The 13,931-nt window shown below is 54.3% G+C and carries 28 protein-coding genes; 1 reads left to right on the forward strand and 27 read right to left on the reverse strand.

Annotation, left to right across the window (positions count from 1 at the left end; genetic code table 11):
• Positions 1–16: 16 nt before the first annotated feature.
• From rpmJ to rpsJ, 27 genes are all read right to left on the reverse strand, one after another.
• Positions 17–130, reverse strand: coding sequence for a 50S ribosomal protein L36 (gene rpmJ, locus H7B67_RS20295; RefSeq protein WP_003333770.1), 114 nt, complete (start codon positions 128–130; stop codon positions 17–19).
• Positions 131–219: 89 nt separating this feature from the next.
• Positions 220–435, reverse strand: coding sequence for a translation initiation factor IF-1 (infA, locus tag H7B67_RS20300; RefSeq protein ID WP_015253312.1), 216 nt, complete (start codon positions 433–435; stop codon positions 220–222).
• 2 nt (positions 436–437) lie between these two features.
• Positions 438–746 (reverse strand): KOW domain-containing RNA-binding protein, encoded by a 309-nt coding sequence (locus tag H7B67_RS20305; protein WP_185121700.1) that lies wholly within the window; start codon positions 744–746, stop codon positions 438–440.
• A gap of 10 nt (positions 747–756) precedes the next feature.
• Positions 757–1,509, reverse strand: coding sequence for a type I methionyl aminopeptidase (gene map, locus H7B67_RS20310; RefSeq protein ID WP_185121701.1), 753 nt, complete (start codon positions 1,507–1,509; stop codon positions 757–759).
• A 6-nt stretch (positions 1,510–1,515) separates the two neighbouring features.
• On the reverse strand, positions 1,516–2,160 hold the full coding sequence (locus H7B67_RS20315; protein ID WP_185121702.1) for an adenylate kinase: 645 nt from the start codon (positions 2,158–2,160) through the stop codon (positions 1,516–1,518).
• A 21-nt stretch (positions 2,161–2,181) separates the two neighbouring features.
• Complete coding sequence (gene secY, locus H7B67_RS20320; RefSeq protein ID WP_185121703.1) at positions 2,182–3,483, reverse strand: preprotein translocase subunit SecY; 1,302 nt, start codon at positions 3,481–3,483, stop codon at positions 2,182–2,184.
• Positions 3,483–3,926 (reverse strand): 50S ribosomal protein L15, encoded by a 444-nt coding sequence (gene rplO / locus H7B67_RS20325; RefSeq protein ID WP_185121704.1) that lies wholly within the window; start codon positions 3,924–3,926, stop codon positions 3,483–3,485. Before rplO ends, secY begins: the two co-directional genes overlap by 1 nt.
• Positions 3,927–3,979: 53 nt before the next feature.
• Complete coding sequence (rpmD, locus tag H7B67_RS20330; RefSeq protein WP_185121705.1) at positions 3,980–4,159, reverse strand: 50S ribosomal protein L30; 180 nt, start codon at positions 4,157–4,159, stop codon at positions 3,980–3,982.
• A 13-nt stretch (positions 4,160–4,172) separates the two neighbouring features.
• Positions 4,173–4,670 carry a 30S ribosomal protein S5 gene (gene rpsE, locus H7B67_RS20335; RefSeq protein WP_185121706.1) on the reverse strand — a complete coding sequence of 166 codons (498 nt, stop codon included), beginning with the start codon at positions 4,668–4,670 and terminating at the stop codon, positions 4,173–4,175.
• A gap of 32 nt (positions 4,671–4,702) precedes the next feature.
• Entirely contained in the window at positions 4,703–5,071 is a 369-nt protein-coding gene (rplR, locus tag H7B67_RS20340) for a 50S ribosomal protein L18 (RefSeq protein ID WP_185121707.1), read from the reverse strand.
• A gap of 73 nt (positions 5,072–5,144) precedes the next feature.
• Positions 5,145–5,687: a 50S ribosomal protein L6 gene (rplF, locus tag H7B67_RS20345; RefSeq protein WP_185121708.1), complete on the reverse strand. Its 543-nt coding sequence runs from the start codon at positions 5,685–5,687 to the stop codon at positions 5,145–5,147.
• A 30-nt stretch (positions 5,688–5,717) separates the two neighbouring features.
• The gene (gene rpsH, locus H7B67_RS20350) at positions 5,718–6,116 is read right to left on the reverse strand and encodes a 30S ribosomal protein S8 (RefSeq protein WP_185121709.1); all 399 of its coding nucleotides are present in this window, start codon (positions 6,114–6,116) and stop codon (positions 5,718–5,720) included.
• Positions 6,117–6,146: 30 nt separating this feature from the next.
• Complete coding sequence (locus H7B67_RS20355; RefSeq protein WP_185121710.1) at positions 6,147–6,332, reverse strand: type Z 30S ribosomal protein S14; 186 nt, start codon at positions 6,330–6,332, stop codon at positions 6,147–6,149.
• A 52-nt stretch (positions 6,333–6,384) separates the two neighbouring features.
• Positions 6,385–6,927, reverse strand: a complete 543-nt coding sequence (gene rplE / locus H7B67_RS20360) for a 50S ribosomal protein L5 (RefSeq protein WP_185121711.1) — start codon at positions 6,925–6,927, stop codon at positions 6,385–6,387.
• Between the two features lie 35 nt (positions 6,928–6,962).
• A complete protein-coding gene (rplX, locus tag H7B67_RS20365; protein WP_209649244.1) occupies positions 6,963–7,316 on the reverse strand; it encodes a 50S ribosomal protein L24 in 354 nt (117 codons plus the stop codon).
• Positions 7,317–7,358: 42 nt separating this feature from the next.
• Complete coding sequence (gene rplN, locus H7B67_RS20370; protein WP_126961580.1) at positions 7,359–7,727, reverse strand: 50S ribosomal protein L14; 369 nt, start codon at positions 7,725–7,727, stop codon at positions 7,359–7,361.
• 36 nt (positions 7,728–7,763) lie between these two features.
• On the reverse strand, positions 7,764–8,027 hold the full coding sequence (gene rpsQ, locus H7B67_RS20375) for a 30S ribosomal protein S17 (RefSeq protein WP_136370259.1): 264 nt from the start codon (positions 8,025–8,027) through the stop codon (positions 7,764–7,766).
• Positions 8,028–8,073: 46 nt separating this feature from the next.
• Entirely contained in the window at positions 8,074–8,271 is a 198-nt protein-coding gene (gene rpmC, locus H7B67_RS20380; RefSeq protein WP_126961576.1) for a 50S ribosomal protein L29, read from the reverse strand.
• Positions 8,258–8,695, reverse strand: a complete 438-nt coding sequence (gene rplP / locus H7B67_RS20385; RefSeq protein WP_185121712.1) for a 50S ribosomal protein L16 — start codon at positions 8,693–8,695, stop codon at positions 8,258–8,260. Before rplP ends, rpmC begins: the two co-directional genes overlap by 14 nt.
• A gap of 2 nt (positions 8,696–8,697) precedes the next feature.
• Positions 8,698–9,363: a 30S ribosomal protein S3 gene (gene rpsC, locus H7B67_RS20390; RefSeq protein ID WP_185121713.1), complete on the reverse strand. Its 666-nt coding sequence runs from the start codon at positions 9,361–9,363 to the stop codon at positions 8,698–8,700.
• A gap of 13 nt (positions 9,364–9,376) precedes the next feature.
• On the reverse strand, positions 9,377–9,715 hold the full coding sequence (gene rplV / locus H7B67_RS20395; protein ID WP_185121714.1) for a 50S ribosomal protein L22: 339 nt from the start codon (positions 9,713–9,715) through the stop codon (positions 9,377–9,379).
• A gap of 52 nt (positions 9,716–9,767) precedes the next feature.
• Positions 9,768–10,049, reverse strand: a complete 282-nt coding sequence (gene rpsS / locus H7B67_RS20400) for a 30S ribosomal protein S19 (protein ID WP_185121715.1) — start codon at positions 10,047–10,049, stop codon at positions 9,768–9,770.
• Between the two features lie 63 nt (positions 10,050–10,112).
• Positions 10,113–10,940, reverse strand: a complete 828-nt coding sequence (gene rplB, locus H7B67_RS20405; RefSeq protein ID WP_185121716.1) for a 50S ribosomal protein L2 — start codon at positions 10,938–10,940, stop codon at positions 10,113–10,115.
• Between the two features lie 29 nt (positions 10,941–10,969).
• Positions 10,970–11,263, reverse strand: a complete 294-nt coding sequence (gene rplW, locus H7B67_RS20410; protein ID WP_185121717.1) for a 50S ribosomal protein L23 — start codon at positions 11,261–11,263, stop codon at positions 10,970–10,972.
• On the reverse strand, positions 11,263–11,886 hold the full coding sequence (rplD, locus tag H7B67_RS20415; protein ID WP_185121718.1) for a 50S ribosomal protein L4: 624 nt from the start codon (positions 11,884–11,886) through the stop codon (positions 11,263–11,265). Before rplD ends, rplW begins: the two co-directional genes overlap by 1 nt.
• A gap of 29 nt (positions 11,887–11,915) precedes the next feature.
• Positions 11,916–12,536, reverse strand: a complete 621-nt coding sequence (gene rplC / locus H7B67_RS20420) for a 50S ribosomal protein L3 (protein ID WP_185121719.1) — start codon at positions 12,534–12,536, stop codon at positions 11,916–11,918.
• 43 nt (positions 12,537–12,579) lie between these two features.
• Positions 12,580–12,888 carry a 30S ribosomal protein S10 gene (gene rpsJ / locus H7B67_RS20425; RefSeq protein WP_027092000.1) on the reverse strand — a complete coding sequence of 103 codons (309 nt, stop codon included), beginning with the start codon at positions 12,886–12,888 and terminating at the stop codon, positions 12,580–12,582.
• A gap of 371 nt (positions 12,889–13,259) precedes the next feature.
• On the opposite strand from rpsJ, the gene H7B67_RS20430 reads away from it, so the two are divergent.
• On the forward strand, positions 13,260–13,925 hold the full coding sequence (locus H7B67_RS20430; RefSeq protein ID WP_185121720.1) for a peptidylprolyl isomerase: 666 nt from the start codon (positions 13,260–13,262) through the stop codon (positions 13,923–13,925).
• Positions 13,926–13,931: the final 6 nt, after the last annotated feature.

Here is a 13,931-nt window from a genome sequence, read left to right on the forward strand (position 1 = left end):
TTTAAAGCACCTCCTCTTAGCCTTGTTTTTGTTTGTGTTTCGGATTCTCGCAGATAACCATCACGTTGCCTTTGCGGCGAATGACTTTGCATTTCTCGCAAATCGGCTTGACCGAAGGTCTCACCTTCATGATAATAACCTCCTTCATGTGCCATCGTAGTAGTGTGCGCCCGCGGCGCCGCGTTCGATCGGCACGAATGGTACGGCAGATCGGACGAACTATTTGCGGTAGGTAATCCGGCCTCGCGTCAAATCGTAAGGCGACAATTGGATAACCACTTTATCTCCCGTCAGAATACGGATGAAATGCATCCGCAGCTTGCCGGAGACGTGAGCCAGAATTTGGTGTCCATTCTCGAGTTCCACGCGGAACATCGCGTTCGGCAGCGGTTCGATGACCGTTCCTTCCACCTCAATGACGTCCTCTTTGGCCACGGTCATTCTCCTTTCTCTTCAGCATGCGCTTCGATCGATCTTCGGGCATTCGCGATTGCGAACCGGAGCTTGCCGTTGGTGACGCGTCCGGTTTCTTGAAGACTTCTTACGACTTCTTCGCTTGCCACCCCGATCGGTTCGAGATGCAGCACATTTTTGCGTTTGGGCCGATCGAAGCGACGTTTGTCGCCGTCGGCCACGAGCGCGAATCGCTCGTCTTCGAGAGCGATGACGACCGACCACTCGCCCTCGTCTTTACCACGCCGGATTCTCACGATATCTCCGGGCGACAACCTTGCTTGTTCCGTCACTTCGAATCACCTAAGCTTCCGTACGGGTAAGGATCTCGTACCCGGACTCCGTAACGGCAACCGTATGTTCGAAGTGAGCGCATAGAGAGCCGTCCACCGTCACGACCGTCCAGTTATCGGAGAGGGTCCGGACATAGCGTTCGCCGATGTTCACCATCGGCTCGATCGCAAGCACCATTCCCGGCTTAAGCCGTGGTCCGCGGTCGGGTACGCCATAATTCGGAATTTGCGGTTCCTCGTGCAGCTCGGTTCCAACGCCGTGACCGACGTATTCGCGAACGACCGAGAAGCCTGCCTCTTCGATGACTTTCTGGATGGCGTGAGAGATCGTGAACAAGCGAACGTCAGGCCGAACGAGCTCCAAGCCGGCATACAGCGACGCTTCTGTCACGTCGAGCAGCCTCTGCGCTTCTTCGCTTATCGTCCCGACGCCATAGGTCCACGCGGAATCGCCGTGATAACCCTTGTACTGAGCGCCGATGTCGATACTGATGATATCGCCCTCTACGAGCTTCCGCTTGCCGGGGAACCCATGGACGAGTTCTTCGTTCACGGAAGCGCATATGCTGGAGGGGAACCCGTTGTAGCCTTTGAAGGAAGGGGTTGCGCCTTGGCTACGAATGTAGTCCTCGGCGATCCGATCCAACTCCCCCGTCGTTATGCCGGGAACGACCGCCTGCTTCATCAGGCGATGCGTCTCGGCTACGATTCGGCCGGCTTCTCGCATCAAGATCAATTCCGATTCGGATTTGCACACGATCATGGCTGGTTACCCTCTAAGGAGAGAACCGATTTCGGCCGTAACCGCGTCGATATCCTTCTCCCCGTCCACTTCCCGGAGCAAGCCTTTGTTGCCGTAGTACTCGAGCAGCGGTGCTGTTTTGCTTGTATACTCGTCAAGCCTGGTTCCGACCTTCTCTTCCGTATCGTCGGAGCGCTGGTACAGCTCTCCTCCGCACTTGTCGCAAATCCCTTCTTGCTTCGGCGGGTTGAACAACACGTGATAAGTCGATCCGCAGGATTTGCAGATCCGTCTGCCCGTCAGGCGAGCCAGCAGCAAGCTGCGGTCCACCTTCAGGTTGATAACGTGATCGATCTTGCGTCCCATATCGGCGAGCATCTGATCGAGGGCTTCGGCTTGAGCAAGCGTGCGGGGGAATCCGTCGAGCAGGAACCCTTGCTTGCAGTCGTCCAAAGTCAGACGATCACGAACGATTCCATTCGTAACTTCGTCCGGAACGAGAAGGCCTTGGTCGATATACCCCTTGGCTTCAAGTCCGATCGGAGTGCCTTCTTTCATCGCCAAGCGGAAAGCGTCGCCGGTCGAGATGTGCGGCACGCCGAACTCTTCGACGATTCGTTCGGCCTGCGTGCCTTTCCCGGCGCCAGGAGGCCCCATAAACAGGATGTTCATTGCGATTCCTCCTAAGGCATGTTACTTATTGATGAACCCTTTGTAATGTCTCTTGATCAGTTGGCTCTCGATTTGCTTCATCGTCTCAAGGGCGACGCCCACGAGGATGAGCAGCGAGGTACCGCCCAATTGCACCGTTCTCGGAAGGCCGAAGGCCGAACCGAAGATAACCGGCAGAATCGAGATCACTGCAAGGAACACTGCGCCTGCCAAGGTGATGCGGGTAATGACCTTCATCAGGTAGCCGGAGGTCGGCTTGCCCGGGCGAATGCCTGGGATGTAACCGCCGTTCTTCTTCATGTTGTCGGCCAACTGTTGAGGGTTGAACTGAACGAACGTGTAGAAGAACGTAAATCCGACGATCAGCAGGATGTACAGGACCATACCGAGCGGTTTGTCATAGTACAGGTGGTTGATGATCCAGTTCGCCCAGTCATGACCTGCCCAGAACTGAGCGATCGTGATCGGGAACATCAGCAGCGAGGAAGCGAAGATGACCGGGATAACGCCGGCGCCATTCACCTTGAGAGGAATGTGCGTCGATTGTCCGCCGTACATCTTCTGTCCGACAACGCGCTTCGCGTATTGAACCGGAATCTTGCGAACCCCTTGCTGAATGAAGATGACGCCAACGATGATGAAGAGAACGATGACCGCGATGATCACGACTTTGATGATCGCCCAGAAGAGCTCTCCGTCGTTGTTCGCGAACTGGTCTCTGTAGATGTCCTGCGCGTATTGCGGAACTCGCGATACGATGGCGGCGAACATCAGGATCGAGATCCCGTTGCCAATCCCCTTCTCGTTGATCTGCTCACCTAGCCACATCAGGAATGAGGTACCTGCCGTCAACACGATCGCAATCATGATATAGGTAGCCCAAGACGGATCGAGGACCATATCGTTATTGTAGATTCGGTTGAATCCGATCGCTGTTGCGAAAGCCTGGATAAGACCCAGGATGACCGTCCCGTAGCGTGTGACCTGCGCCAGCTTGCGCTTGCCGTTCTCGCCTTCTTTTGCCCACTCCGCGAACTTAGGAATGACGTCCATCGACAGAAGCTGAACGATGATCGACGCCGTGATGTAAGGCATGATCCCCAGGGCGAAGATAGAGAATTGGAACAGGGCGCCGCCGGAGAACGTGTTGAGGAGGCCGAAGAGTTCGTTGCCTTGCTCGTTGGCTGCCTCAAGCACGCTTTTGTCGATGTTCGGAACCGGGATGAAAGAACCTACGCGATAGACAAGCAGGATGAAAAGGGTAAACAGGATCCTCTTGCGAAGGTCCTCTACTTTCCAAATGTTGGAGACGGTCGCGAACATTAGATCACCTCGGTTTTACCGCCGGCGGCCTGAATTTTAGCTACTGCGGTCTGAGAGAACTTATGAGCCTTAACGGTCAGTTGTACAGACAGCTCGCCGTTGCCCAGAATCTTGATTCCGTCTTTCGGGTTCTTCAAGATCCCTTGAGAGAGCAGAAGCTCAGGCGTTACTTCAGTTCCAGCAGCGAATGCGTTCAGTTGTTCCAGGTTAACGATCGCAAACTCGGTAGCAAAACGATCATTGTTAAAGCCGCGCTTCGGCAAGCGACGGTACAGAGGGTTCTGGCCGCCTTCGAATCCGGGACGAACACCGCCGCCGGAACGGGCGTTTTGACCTTTGTGACCGCGTGTGGACGTTTTGCCCATACCGCTGCCGATGCCGCGACCGACGCGCTTGCGGGAGAACTTGGATCCTTCAGCAGGAGAAAGTTCATGCAATTTCATCGTTCGTCGCACCTCCTTGAGTGATTTGCCCTTACAGGAATTTCTTGGACTTCTTAAACTTCTTTGACTTCTACCAGGTGGCTGACGGCGTTAACCATGCCGCGGATGGCCACATTATCTTCTTTAACGACAGTGGAGTTCACTTTGCGAAGCCCCAGCGCTTGAACCGTCGAGCGTTGCGTCTCGGGACGGCCAATCAGACTGCGTTTGAGGGTGATTTGCAGTTTTGCCATTTCGTACCCCTCCTTAACCCAACAGCTCTTCCACGGATTTGCCGCGGAGTTTCGCTACGTCTTCAGCGCGCTTCAGTCGGGAAAGTCCCTCCAACGTCGCGTTAACCATGTTAATCGAGTTGGAAGAGCCGAGCGATTTCGTCAAAATGTCGCCGACTCCGGCGAGTTCGAGCACGGCGCGGACAGGGCCGCCCGCGATAACTCCCGTACCTTCCGATGCCGGTTTCAGCAGCACTTTGCCGGCGCCGAAGTGTCCCGTAACGGCGTGCGGAATGGTCGTGCCGACCAGCGGAACGTAAATCAGATTCTTCTTGGCATCTTCGATGCCCTTGCGAATCGCATCAGGAACTTCGCCTGCTTTGCCGATTCCTGCGCCAACCCAACCTTTGCCGTCGCCGACAACGACGAGTGCGCTAAAGCTGAAACGGCGACCGCCCTTGACGACTTTAGCAACGCGGTTGATCTGGACCATTTTTTCAGTCAGTTCCAATGTGTTTGGATCTACACGCAAGTCGTTTACCCTCCTTGTGTCTAAATTTTATTTTAGAACTTCAGACCAGCTTCGCGAGCTGCGTCTGCCAGTGCTTGAATACGTCCATGGTACAGGTAGCCGCCGCGGTCGAACACGACGTTCTCGTACCCTTTGGCAATAGCGCGCTTAGCGATCAATTCGCCAACCTTGCCAGCCGACTCGACGTTGCCGCCGTTGCCGATCGATGCCGCAAGCTCCTTGTCAACCGTCGAAGCGGAAGCCAGGGTTACGCCCTTGACGTCGTCGATCAGCTGAGCGTAGATGTGCTTCGAGGAACGGAATACGGACAGGCGCGGACGCTCGTTCGTGCCGGTGATCTTCTTGCGCACGCGAAGGTGACGCTTCAGACGGGCTTTGTTCTTATCGCCTTTGGTAATCATTAAGAACTCTCCTTAACGGTTGCATCTGGGCAGCCCCTGATTCATTTCTTAAGCCACCCGCAACTTCGTTTTATTATTTCTTCTTACCGGCTTTACCTTCTTTGCGAATAATACGCTCGCCTTCGTACTTGATGCCTTTGCCTTTGTAAGGCTCTGGCGGACGTACGTCGCGAACTTTCGCAGCGATGGAGCCGACGGCTTCCTTGTCGATGCCCTTGATAATGATCTTGTTCTGAGCCGGAACTTCGAACTCGATGCCTTTCTCAGGGACGAACTCGACCGGATGAGAGTAACCAACGTTCAGAACGAGCTTCTCGCCCGACTTACTAGCGCGGTAACCTACGCCCACCAGCTCAAGGCTCTTCGCGAATCCTTCCGTTACGCCGCTAACCATGTTAGCGACGACGCTGCGCGTCGTGCCGTGCAGGGAGCGATGAAGCTTCTGATCGGAAGGTCTTTCGACGTTGATAACGTTCGATTCGACCGTTACCTTCATATCTTTGTGCAATTCACGGGACAAAGTTCCTTTCGGTCCTTTAACCGTAATCGTGTTGTTGTCCAGGTTCACGTCCACGCCGTTAGGCACCTGGATCGGTTTACGTCCGATACGGGACATGGGTACACCTCCTATCTTGTACGGGTTCTATTACCAAACGTAGCAGAGCACTTCGCCGCCGGACTTCCCTTGACGGGCTTCCTTGTCGGTTACGATGCCTTGGGATGTAGAAATGATCGCGATGCCGAGGCCGCCCAGTACGCGAGGCACTTCGTTCGACTTCGTGTATACGCGCAGGCCAGGCTTGCTAATGCGCTTCAGGCCCGTAATGACACGCTCGTTGTTGGCTCCGTACTTCAAGAAGATACGGATCAACCCTTGCTTGTTGTCCTCGACGTATTCGGCATCACGGATGAAGCCTTCGCGTTTGAGGATTTCTGCGATTTGCTTTTTCACTTTGGACGCAGGCAGTTCTACCGTCTCGTGACGCACAAGATTCGCGTTGCGAATGCGCGTAAGCATATCTGCAATGGGATCAGACATAACCATGGGGTAAACCTCCTTCCCGAACTAGGCTGATTACCAGCTCGCTTTTTTGACGCCAGGAATCTGGCCTTTATATGCCAACTCACGGAAACAAATCCGGCAAATCTTGAACTTTTGCAATACGGAGTGCGGACGTCCGCAACGTTCGCACCGCGTGTAAGCACGGACTTTGAACTTCGGCGGGCGTTGTTGCTTGATTTTCATCGACGTTTTTGCCACTTGCTTTACACCTCCCAATGGGTCCCTTGGCTCTTAGGCCAGGTGGGCGACGTCACTTCGTGAACGGCATGCCCAGTTGGGTCAGCAGTTCACGCGCTTCTTCGTCCGATTGTGCAGTCGTTACGATAACAATGTCCATCCCGCGAATCTTGTCGACTTTGTCGTACTCGATTTCAGGGAAGATCAGCTGTTCTTTCAATCCGAGCGTGTAGTTGCCGCGTCCGTCGAACGCCTTGCTCGATACGCCGCGGAAGTCGCGTACGCGCGGAAGAGAGATGTTGAACAGCTTGTCGAGGAAGTAGTACATGCGGTCGCCGCGCAGCGTGACCTTCGCACCGATCGGCGCGTTCTCACGGAGGCGGAAGCCTGCGATGGACTTCTTAGCGCGGGTGATGACCGGCTTTTGGCCAGCGATCTTTTGCAGATCTTCGACGGCTGCGTCCAGAACCTTGGAGTTTTGAACCGCGTCGCCTACGCCCATGTTAATGACAACCTTCTCGATCTTCGGCACTTGCATGACCGACTTGTAGCTGAACTTCTGCATCAAAGCAGGAGTAATTTCATTCTGGAAACGTTCTTTCATTCTTGCTGCCATTTGTCACAGTGACCTCCTTTCCGTCTTGACTGCGATTAGTCGATTTCTTGGCCGGAGCGCTTAGCGATCCGGACTTTCGTGCCATTCTCAAGCACTTTGTAGCCGATCCGAGTTGCTTTGCCGGTCTTCGGATCCACGTGCATGACGTTGGATGCATGAATCGGAGCTTCTTGCTCGATGATTCCGCCTTGCGGGTTGTTCGCGCTAGGACGGGTATGCTTCTTGACGAGGTTTACGCCTTCGATCAAGACGCGGTTCTCGCGAGGGTAAGCGGCGATAACGCGGCCCTTCTTGCCCTTATCTTTGCCGGAGATGACGATGACGTTATCGTCCTTCTTCACATGCAGCTTATTGTTATGCGATTCAAGCACTTTTTTCAAACGGGGCATGGGTACACCTCCTTGAGTGTTTCTCCATGAGCATCAGCCGGATTACAGAACTTCCGGAGCCAGGGAAATGATTTTCATGAAGTCGCGGTCGCGCAGTTCGCGAGCGACTGGTCCAAAGATACGCGTGCCGCGAGGGCTCTTGTCTTCTTTGACGATTACGGCTGCGTTCTCGTCGAACGCGATATAGGAACCATCTTTACGACGCACCGAACGCTTCGTACGGACGATTACGCACTTCACGACATCGCCTTTCTTGACAACGCCGCCTGGTGTTGCTTGTTTCACGGAAGCAACGATCAGATCGCCGATGTGTCCGACGCGACGTCCCGTACCGCCAAGCACGCGGATGCACATCAGTTCTTTCGCACCGGAGTTGTCGGCAACGGCCAATCTCGTAAACGGTTGAATCATCGCTAGGTCCTCCTTTCAGTTACGGGTGAGGTCGCGTTACAGAATAACGGCTTTCTCAGTGATTTCGACAAGGCGCCAGTTCTTGTCCTTCGACAGCGGGCGGGTCTCCATGATCTTCACGGTGTCGCCGATCTTCGCGTCGTTGTTCTCGTCGTGAGCCTTGAACTTCTTCGTGTACTTGATGCGCTTATGATAGAGGCTGTGCTTCTTGTACGTTTCGACAGCCACTACGATCGTTTTGTCCATCTTGTCGGAGACGACTTTGCCGATCTGCACCTTGCGGTTGTTGCGTTCGCTCATTGAAAATCCTCCTTCCCGTAAGCGTTTCGGGTTTTATATTCGGGGGTTAGCCGATGCCGAGTTCACGCTCGCGCAGAATTGTTTTGGCCCGGGCAATCTCTTTGCGCAGCTCGCTGATGCGGTGCGGGTTGTCCAGTTGGCCTGTTGCCAGTTGGAAACGGAGGTTAAACAGTTCTTCCTTGAAGCCGGCGACCTTTTGTTCGATCTCGACGGACGTCAGGTTGCGGAACTCACTGCCCTTCATTCGCTTCACCACCCAGTTCTTCACGTTTCACAAACTTCGTCTTGATAGGCAGCTTGTTAGCTGCAAGACGCATCGCTTCACGTGCGACTTCCTCGGATACGCCAGCAAGCTCGAACATGACTTTGCCCGGCTTAACGACGGCTACCCACTTCTCGACGTTACCTTTACCGCTACCCATCCGGACTTCAAGAGGCTTCTGGGTGATCGGCTTATCTGGGAATACCTTGATCCATACTTTACCGCCACGCTTGATGTAACGGGTCATGGCAATACGAGCGGCTTCGATTTGACGGTTCGTTACCCAAGAAGGCTCTTGGGCTTGAAGGCCGAATTCGCCGAAGCTTACCGTCGTGCCGCCTTTAGCACGGCCTTTCATCTTCCCGCGGTGCTGCTTGCGGTGTTTTACGCGTTTAGGGACCAACATGATCAGTTGCCTCCTTCCTGAGCTACTCTCTTCTTCTTAGCCGGAAGGACTTCGCCGCGATAGATCCAGACTTTAACGCCGATACGACCGTAAGTCGTGTGCGCTTCAGCCGTTCCGTAGTCGATGTCCGCGCGCAGGGTATGCAGCGGAACCGTTCCTTCGCTGTAGCCTTCCGTACGTGCGATTTCCGCGCCGCCCAGACGTCCGCTGACCGACGTTTTGATGCCCTTCGCGCCTTGGCGAAGCGTACGTTGGATCGCTTGCTTCATCGCGCGGCGGAACGAAGTACGACGTTCCAGCTGTTGAGCGATGCCCTCTGCTACGAGAATAGCGTCCAATTCCGGATTCTTGATCTCGGAGATGTTGATGTGTACCTTCTTGCCGCCCGTCAGCTTCGTCAGCTGACCGCGGATGACTTCCACTTCCGCGCCGCCCTTGCCGATAACCATGCCCGGCTTGGCGGTGTGGATCGTTACGTTAACGCGGTTAGCGGCGCGTTCGATTTCGAAGCGCGATACAGCCGCGTCTTTCAGTTTATTTTTGAGGAATTCGCGGATTTTGACATCCTCCATCAGAAGGGCGCCGAAATCTTTGTCAGCGTACCACTTGGATTCCCAATCGCGGATAACGCCGATGCGAAGACCGACCGGATTTACTTTTTGACCCACACGTTGTCCCTCCTTATTTTTCGGATACGACCAGCGTAATGTGACTGGTCCGCTTGAAGATGCTGAACGCGCGACCTTGCGAACGAGGCTGGAACCTTTTCAGGGTTGGGCCTTCATTGACATAAGCTTGGGAGATGACCAGCTTATTCACGTCCAGTTGGTAGTTATGCTCAGCGTTGGCCACGGCGGAGTTCAGCAACTTCTCCAGAACAGGAGATGCGGAACGCGGAGTGTGGCGCAGGATGGCGATCGCTTCGCCTACCTTCTTGCCGCGGATCAAGTCTACGACCAGTCTGACCTTGCGGGCCGGAATGCGAATGTAGCTCGCGACGGCTTTCGCTTCTTGAGACATCGATGTACCTCCTCTCTTGCGTTACGTGCACCGGTTACCCGGACTTAAGTTCTTAGCGCTTGCCAGTCTTCTTGTCGTCGTCGGTGTGTCCTTTGTACGTACGCGTTGGAGCGAACTCACCGAGCTTATGACCGACCATGTCTTCCGTCACATAGACAGGAACATGCTTGCGGCCGTCGTATACGGCGAACGTGTGACCGACGAACTGCGGGAAAATCGTCGAACGGCGGGACCACGTTTTGATTACGACTTTTTTGTTGCCTTCGTTAAGCACTTCTACCTTCTTGAAGAGGTAGTCGTCGACGAAAGGCCCTTTCTTCAAGCTGCGACCCATGGTAAAATCCTCCCTTCAACCCATTGTGAGGGTAGGCCGTTATCGCCACCCGGCGTACGGCCATTACTTGCGGCGACGTACGATATATTGGCTCGATGCTTTCTTCTTCTTGCGGGTTTTGTAACCGAGCGTCGGTTTGCCCCAAGGAGACATCGGGGATTTGCGGCCGATCGGAGCGCGGCCTTCGCCACCACCGTGCGGGTGATCCACCGGGTTCATGACGACGCCGCGAACGACTGGGCGCTTGCCCAAGTTGCGGGAACGTCCTGCTTTACCGATGTTGATCAGCTCGTGGTCTTGGTTGCCCACGGAACCGATCGTAGCGCGGCATTGCTTCAGGATCTTGCGGATTTCGCCGGAAGTCAGACGGATCGTTACATAAACGTCTTCCTTACCGAGCAATTGAGCTTCCGTACCCGCGGCGCGAACCAATTGTCCGCCCTTGCCAGGCTTCAGCTCGATGTTGTGGATAACCGTACCGACCGGAATGTTCTCCAGCGGAAGCGCGTTACCTACCTTGATGTCGGCGCTAGGGCCGGACACGATCTCGTCGCCAACCTTCAAGCCTTTAGGAGCGATGATGTAACGCTTCTCTCCGTCGAGGTAGTTGATCAGAGCGATGTAAGAAGTACGGTTAGGATCGTATTCGATCGACGCTACGCGGCCAGGAACTTCGTCCTTGTTGCGCTTGAAGTCGATAATCCGATATTTGCGCTTGTGACCGCCGCCTTGGTGACGAACCGTGATCTTGCCTTGGTGGTTGCGTCCGCCGCGCTTCGGCAGAGGCGCGAGAAGCGATTTCTCGGGTGTAGAAGTCGTTACTTCTTCAAAAGTAGACATCGTCATTTGACGACGGCTTGGCGATGTCGGCTTAAACTTTTTAACTGCCACTTGGTTTCCCTCCTTACTTTAGAGACTTGTTATACGGATGCTTCGAAGAATTCGAGCGGCTTGCTGCCTTCGGCCAGTTGCACGATCGCTTTCTTCCATTCCGAAGTGTATCCGGAGTGACGTCCATAGCGACGAGGCTTGGCAGGCATGCGGAGCGTATTTACGCTTGCGACCTTCACGCCGAAGATGGCTTCGATAGCAAGCTTGATTTCGGTCTTGTTGGCTTTGAGATCGACTTCGAACACGTATTTCAGTTGTTCGACGAACTCGCTCGTGCGCTCGGTAATGACCGGACGCTTGATAATATCGCGAGGGTTTTTCATTACGCGAACACCTCCTCGACTTTGGCGACCGCATCTTTGGTGATGATCAACTTGTCATGCACCATGATGTCAAGCACGTTGATTCCCGTAGCGGAGACGAACTTCACTCCAGGGATGTTGCGTGCGGACAGCGCCACATTGTCCTCGTAGTCGGCCGTTACGACCAGAGCCTTGCGCTCGACTTTGAGGTTGTTCAGGATTTGCGCGAACTCCTTCGTTTTCGGAGCCGCCAGGCTCAGTTGATCCAGAACGATGATTTCGCCCCCGATTACCTTGCTGGACAGTGCCGACTTGATCGCCAGACGACGAACCTTACGAGGAAGTTTGAAGCCGTAGCTGCGCGGAGTCGGTCCGAAGACGATACCGCCGCCTTTCCATTGCGGGGAACGGATCGAGCCTTGACGAGCGCGTCCGGTGCCCTTTTGTTTCCATGGTTTACGACCGCCGCCGCGAACTTCGGAACGGCCTTTCGTTTTGTGCGTACCTTGACGTACGGCTGCTTGCTGCAGAACGACTGCGCTGTGAAGAACATGAGTATTCGGGTTAACGCCGAAAATGTTCTCTGCCAGCTCGAGCTCGCCTACTTGGCTGCCGCTTACGTTATATACAGACACTTTTGGCATGAGAGTGGTCCTCCTTTCTTAAGCAGTTCTTATTTCTTCACCGCTGCGCGGATTTTGAGGTAGCTGTTGCGAGCTCCCGGTACGGATCCCTTGATCAGAAGCACGTTGCGTTCAACGTCGACCTTAACGATCTCGAGGTTCTGAACCGTGATCGTCTCGCTGCCGAGACGGCCGTGCATCTTCTTGCCCTTCGGTACGCGGTTAGCGTCGCGGATCGTTGCGAGCGAACCGTTACCGCGGTGGTACTTGGAACCGTGCGTCATCTTGCCGCGTTGGAAGCCCCAACGCTTGATGGCGCCTGCCGTTCCTTTACCCTTAGAAACACCCGTTACGTCAACAAACTCTCCCTCAGCAAATACGTCAACTTTGACTTCCGCACCGACCTCGAGGCCTTGCGAACCGCTGATTTCGCGAATGAAGCGCTTGGGGCCAGTGTTGGCTTTCTTAGCATGACCGATAGCAGGCTTGTTCGAGAGCTTCTCGCGCTTGTCTGCGAAACCAAGCTGAACCGCTTCGTATGCATCGTTCTCCGCAGTCTTAACCTGCAGAACGACGTTCGGAGTCGCTTCGACTACGGTTACCGGCACGACGCTTCCGTCTGCGGCGAACACCTGAGTCATTCCGATCTTACGTCCCAAGATTCCTTTCATGTTGACACCTCTTTTCCTTCTTCAAATAATCTGTTGATAACTATTAAAGCTTGATTTCGATATCCACGCCGGACGGCAGGTCAAGGCGCATCAGCGCGTCTACCGTTTGCGGCGTCGGATTGACGATGTCAATCAAGCGCTTGTGCGTGCGCATTTCGAATTGCTCACGCGAATCCTTGTACTTGTGGACCGCGCGCAAGATCGTAATGACTTGCTTCTCGGTCGGCAGCGGGATCGGACCGGATACGCCGGCACCCGTGCGCTTAGCCGTTTCAACGATCTTCTCCGCGGATTGATCCAGGATGCGATGATCGTAAGCTTTCAAACGGATACGGATTTTTTGCTTTGCCATAGAAGTTCCCTCCTTCATTCGCCCAATTTTGGAATCGGACATACTCCGCGAGAATAACCCGACAAGCTCCCTCTGGCCACCCTATGGCAAAGGGGCCGGGTGTGTCGGCAACCTCTCGCATCATCGCACAGTCACAGACCAACATTCACTATTATAGCGATCTGCCCAGTCAATTGCAACAAAATTTTAATGTTTTCAATAGACGGTTACCTAATACGTTCCGATCGTTCAGGACATGCTAATCCTAACACATATATATAGAAGAAACACGTTCAAAACGTTTCCTGCGCCGCCGTTCCGAGCAATGGATATTGCAGCGCATCTTATGCTATGATTCAGGTTGAACAAGCATAAGGAGGCATTCCATACTCATGAAATCCAACTCGCGCAAGCCGCTCCTGCTATTGCTGGCAGGAATCGCCCTAATATCCGTTCTTCTATCGGGCTGCGGCAAGAACAACGACAAACCCGCCGCTTTCACCGGTTCCGTCGATCCGAACGCCAGCCATCCGATCGTGACGATCGAGATGGACAGCGGCAAGATCATCAAGGCCGAACTATACCCCGAAGTCGCTCCTATTACGGTCAACAACTTCATCTCTTTGGCGAAAAGCGGATTCTATGACGGCCTCACTTTCCACCGAATCATTAAAGGCTTCATGATTCAAGGCGGCGATCCCGAAGGCAATGGATCCGGCGGCCCCGGGTATTCGATCAAAGGAGAATTCGCTAACAACGGCGTAACCAATAAACTGCTGCACGAGAAAGGCGTCCTCTCCATGGCAAGGTCGGAATCCGCCGATTCCGCCGGTTCCCAGTTCTTTATCATGGACGGAACGGCCGACTATCTGGATGGCCTCTATGCTGGATTCGGCAAGTTAACGGATGGATTCGACGTCCTCGAGGAGATCGTCAATCTCGAGACCGTCGAAGGCCCCGATGGAGCGCTATCCAAACCGGTCACCCCTCCCGTTATGAAGAAAGTAACCGTCGACACTCTGGGTGTCGAATACCCGGAACCGGAGAAAATGAAATAATCCCGC

It is taken from the genome of Cohnella thailandensis, assembly GCF_014212135.1.
Taxonomy (GTDB): domain Bacteria; phylum Bacillota; class Bacilli; order Paenibacillales; family Paenibacillaceae; genus Cohnella; species Cohnella thailandensis.

Excerpts from the sequence above, each read along its gene's own strand:
- rplW (WP_185121717.1), bottom strand. The coding sequence starts at position 11,263 with ATGAAAAACCCTCGCGATATTATCAAGCGTCCGGTCATTACCGAGCGC.
- rplD (WP_185121718.1), bottom strand. The coding sequence starts at position 11,886 with ATGCCAAAAGTGTCTGTATATAACGTAAGCGGCAGCCAAGTAGGCGAG.
- map (WP_185121701.1), bottom strand. The coding sequence starts at position 1,509 with ATGATCGTGTGCAAATCCGAATCGGAATTGATCTTGATGCGAGAAGCC.
- H7B67_RS20430 (WP_185121720.1), top strand. The coding sequence starts at position 13,260 with ATGAAATCCAACTCGCGCAAGCCGCTCCTGCTATTGCTGGCAGGAATC.
- secY (WP_185121703.1), bottom strand. The coding sequence starts at position 3,483 with ATGTTCGCGACCGTCTCCAACATTTGGAAAGTAGAGGACCTTCGCAAG.
- rplR (WP_185121707.1), bottom strand. The coding sequence starts at position 5,071 with ATGATTACCAAAGGCGATAAGAACAAAGCCCGTCTGAAGCGTCACCTT.
- rplO (WP_185121704.1), bottom strand. The coding sequence starts at position 3,926 with ATGAAATTGCATGAACTTTCTCCTGCTGAAGGATCCAAGTTCTCCCGC.
- H7B67_RS20315 (WP_185121702.1), bottom strand. The coding sequence starts at position 2,160 with ATGAACATCCTGTTTATGGGGCCTCCTGGCGCCGGGAAAGGCACGCAG.
- rpsH (WP_185121709.1), bottom strand. The coding sequence starts at position 6,116 with ATGGTTATGTCTGATCCCATTGCAGATATGCTTACGCGCATTCGCAAC.
- rpsQ (WP_136370259.1), bottom strand. The coding sequence starts at position 8,027 with ATGAGCGAACGCAACAACCGCAAGGTGCAGATCGGCAAAGTCGTCTCC.
- rplV (WP_185121714.1), bottom strand. The coding sequence starts at position 9,715 with ATGTCTCAAGAAGCGAAAGCCGTCGCGAGCTACATTCGCATTCCGGCC.
- rpsJ (WP_027092000.1), bottom strand. The coding sequence starts at position 12,888 with ATGGCAAAGCAAAAAATCCGTATCCGTTTGAAAGCTTACGATCATCGC.
- rplE (WP_185121711.1), bottom strand. The coding sequence starts at position 6,927 with ATGGCAGCAAGAATGAAAGAACGTTTCCAGAATGAAATTACTCCTGCT.
- rpmC (WP_126961576.1), bottom strand. The coding sequence starts at position 8,271 with ATGAAGGGCAGTGAGTTCCGCAACCTGACGTCCGTCGAGATCGAACAA.
- rplX (WP_209649244.1), bottom strand. The coding sequence starts at position 7,316 with ATGCCCCGTTTGAAAAAAGTGCTTGAATCGCATAACAATAAGCTGCAT.
- rplF (WP_185121708.1), bottom strand. The coding sequence starts at position 5,687 with ATGTCCCGTATCGGACGTAAACCGATCCAGGTGCCTAACGGCGTGGAC.
- rpmD (WP_185121705.1), bottom strand. The coding sequence starts at position 4,159 with ATGGCAAAACTGCAAATCACCCTCAAACGCAGTCTGATTGGCCGTCCC.
- rpsS (WP_185121715.1), bottom strand. The coding sequence starts at position 10,049 with ATGGGTCGCAGCTTGAAGAAAGGGCCTTTCGTCGACGACTACCTCTTC.
- rplP (WP_185121712.1), bottom strand. The coding sequence starts at position 8,695 with ATGTTGGTCCCTAAACGCGTAAAACACCGCAAGCAGCACCGCGGGAAG.
- rpmJ (WP_003333770.1), bottom strand. The coding sequence starts at position 130 with ATGAAGGTGAGACCTTCGGTCAAGCCGATTTGCGAGAAATGCAAAGTC.
- rplN (WP_126961580.1), bottom strand. The coding sequence starts at position 7,727 with ATGATTCAACCGTTTACGAGATTGGCCGTTGCCGACAACTCCGGTGCG.
- rplC (WP_185121719.1), bottom strand. The coding sequence starts at position 12,536 with ATGAAAGGAATCTTGGGACGTAAGATCGGAATGACTCAGGTGTTCGCC.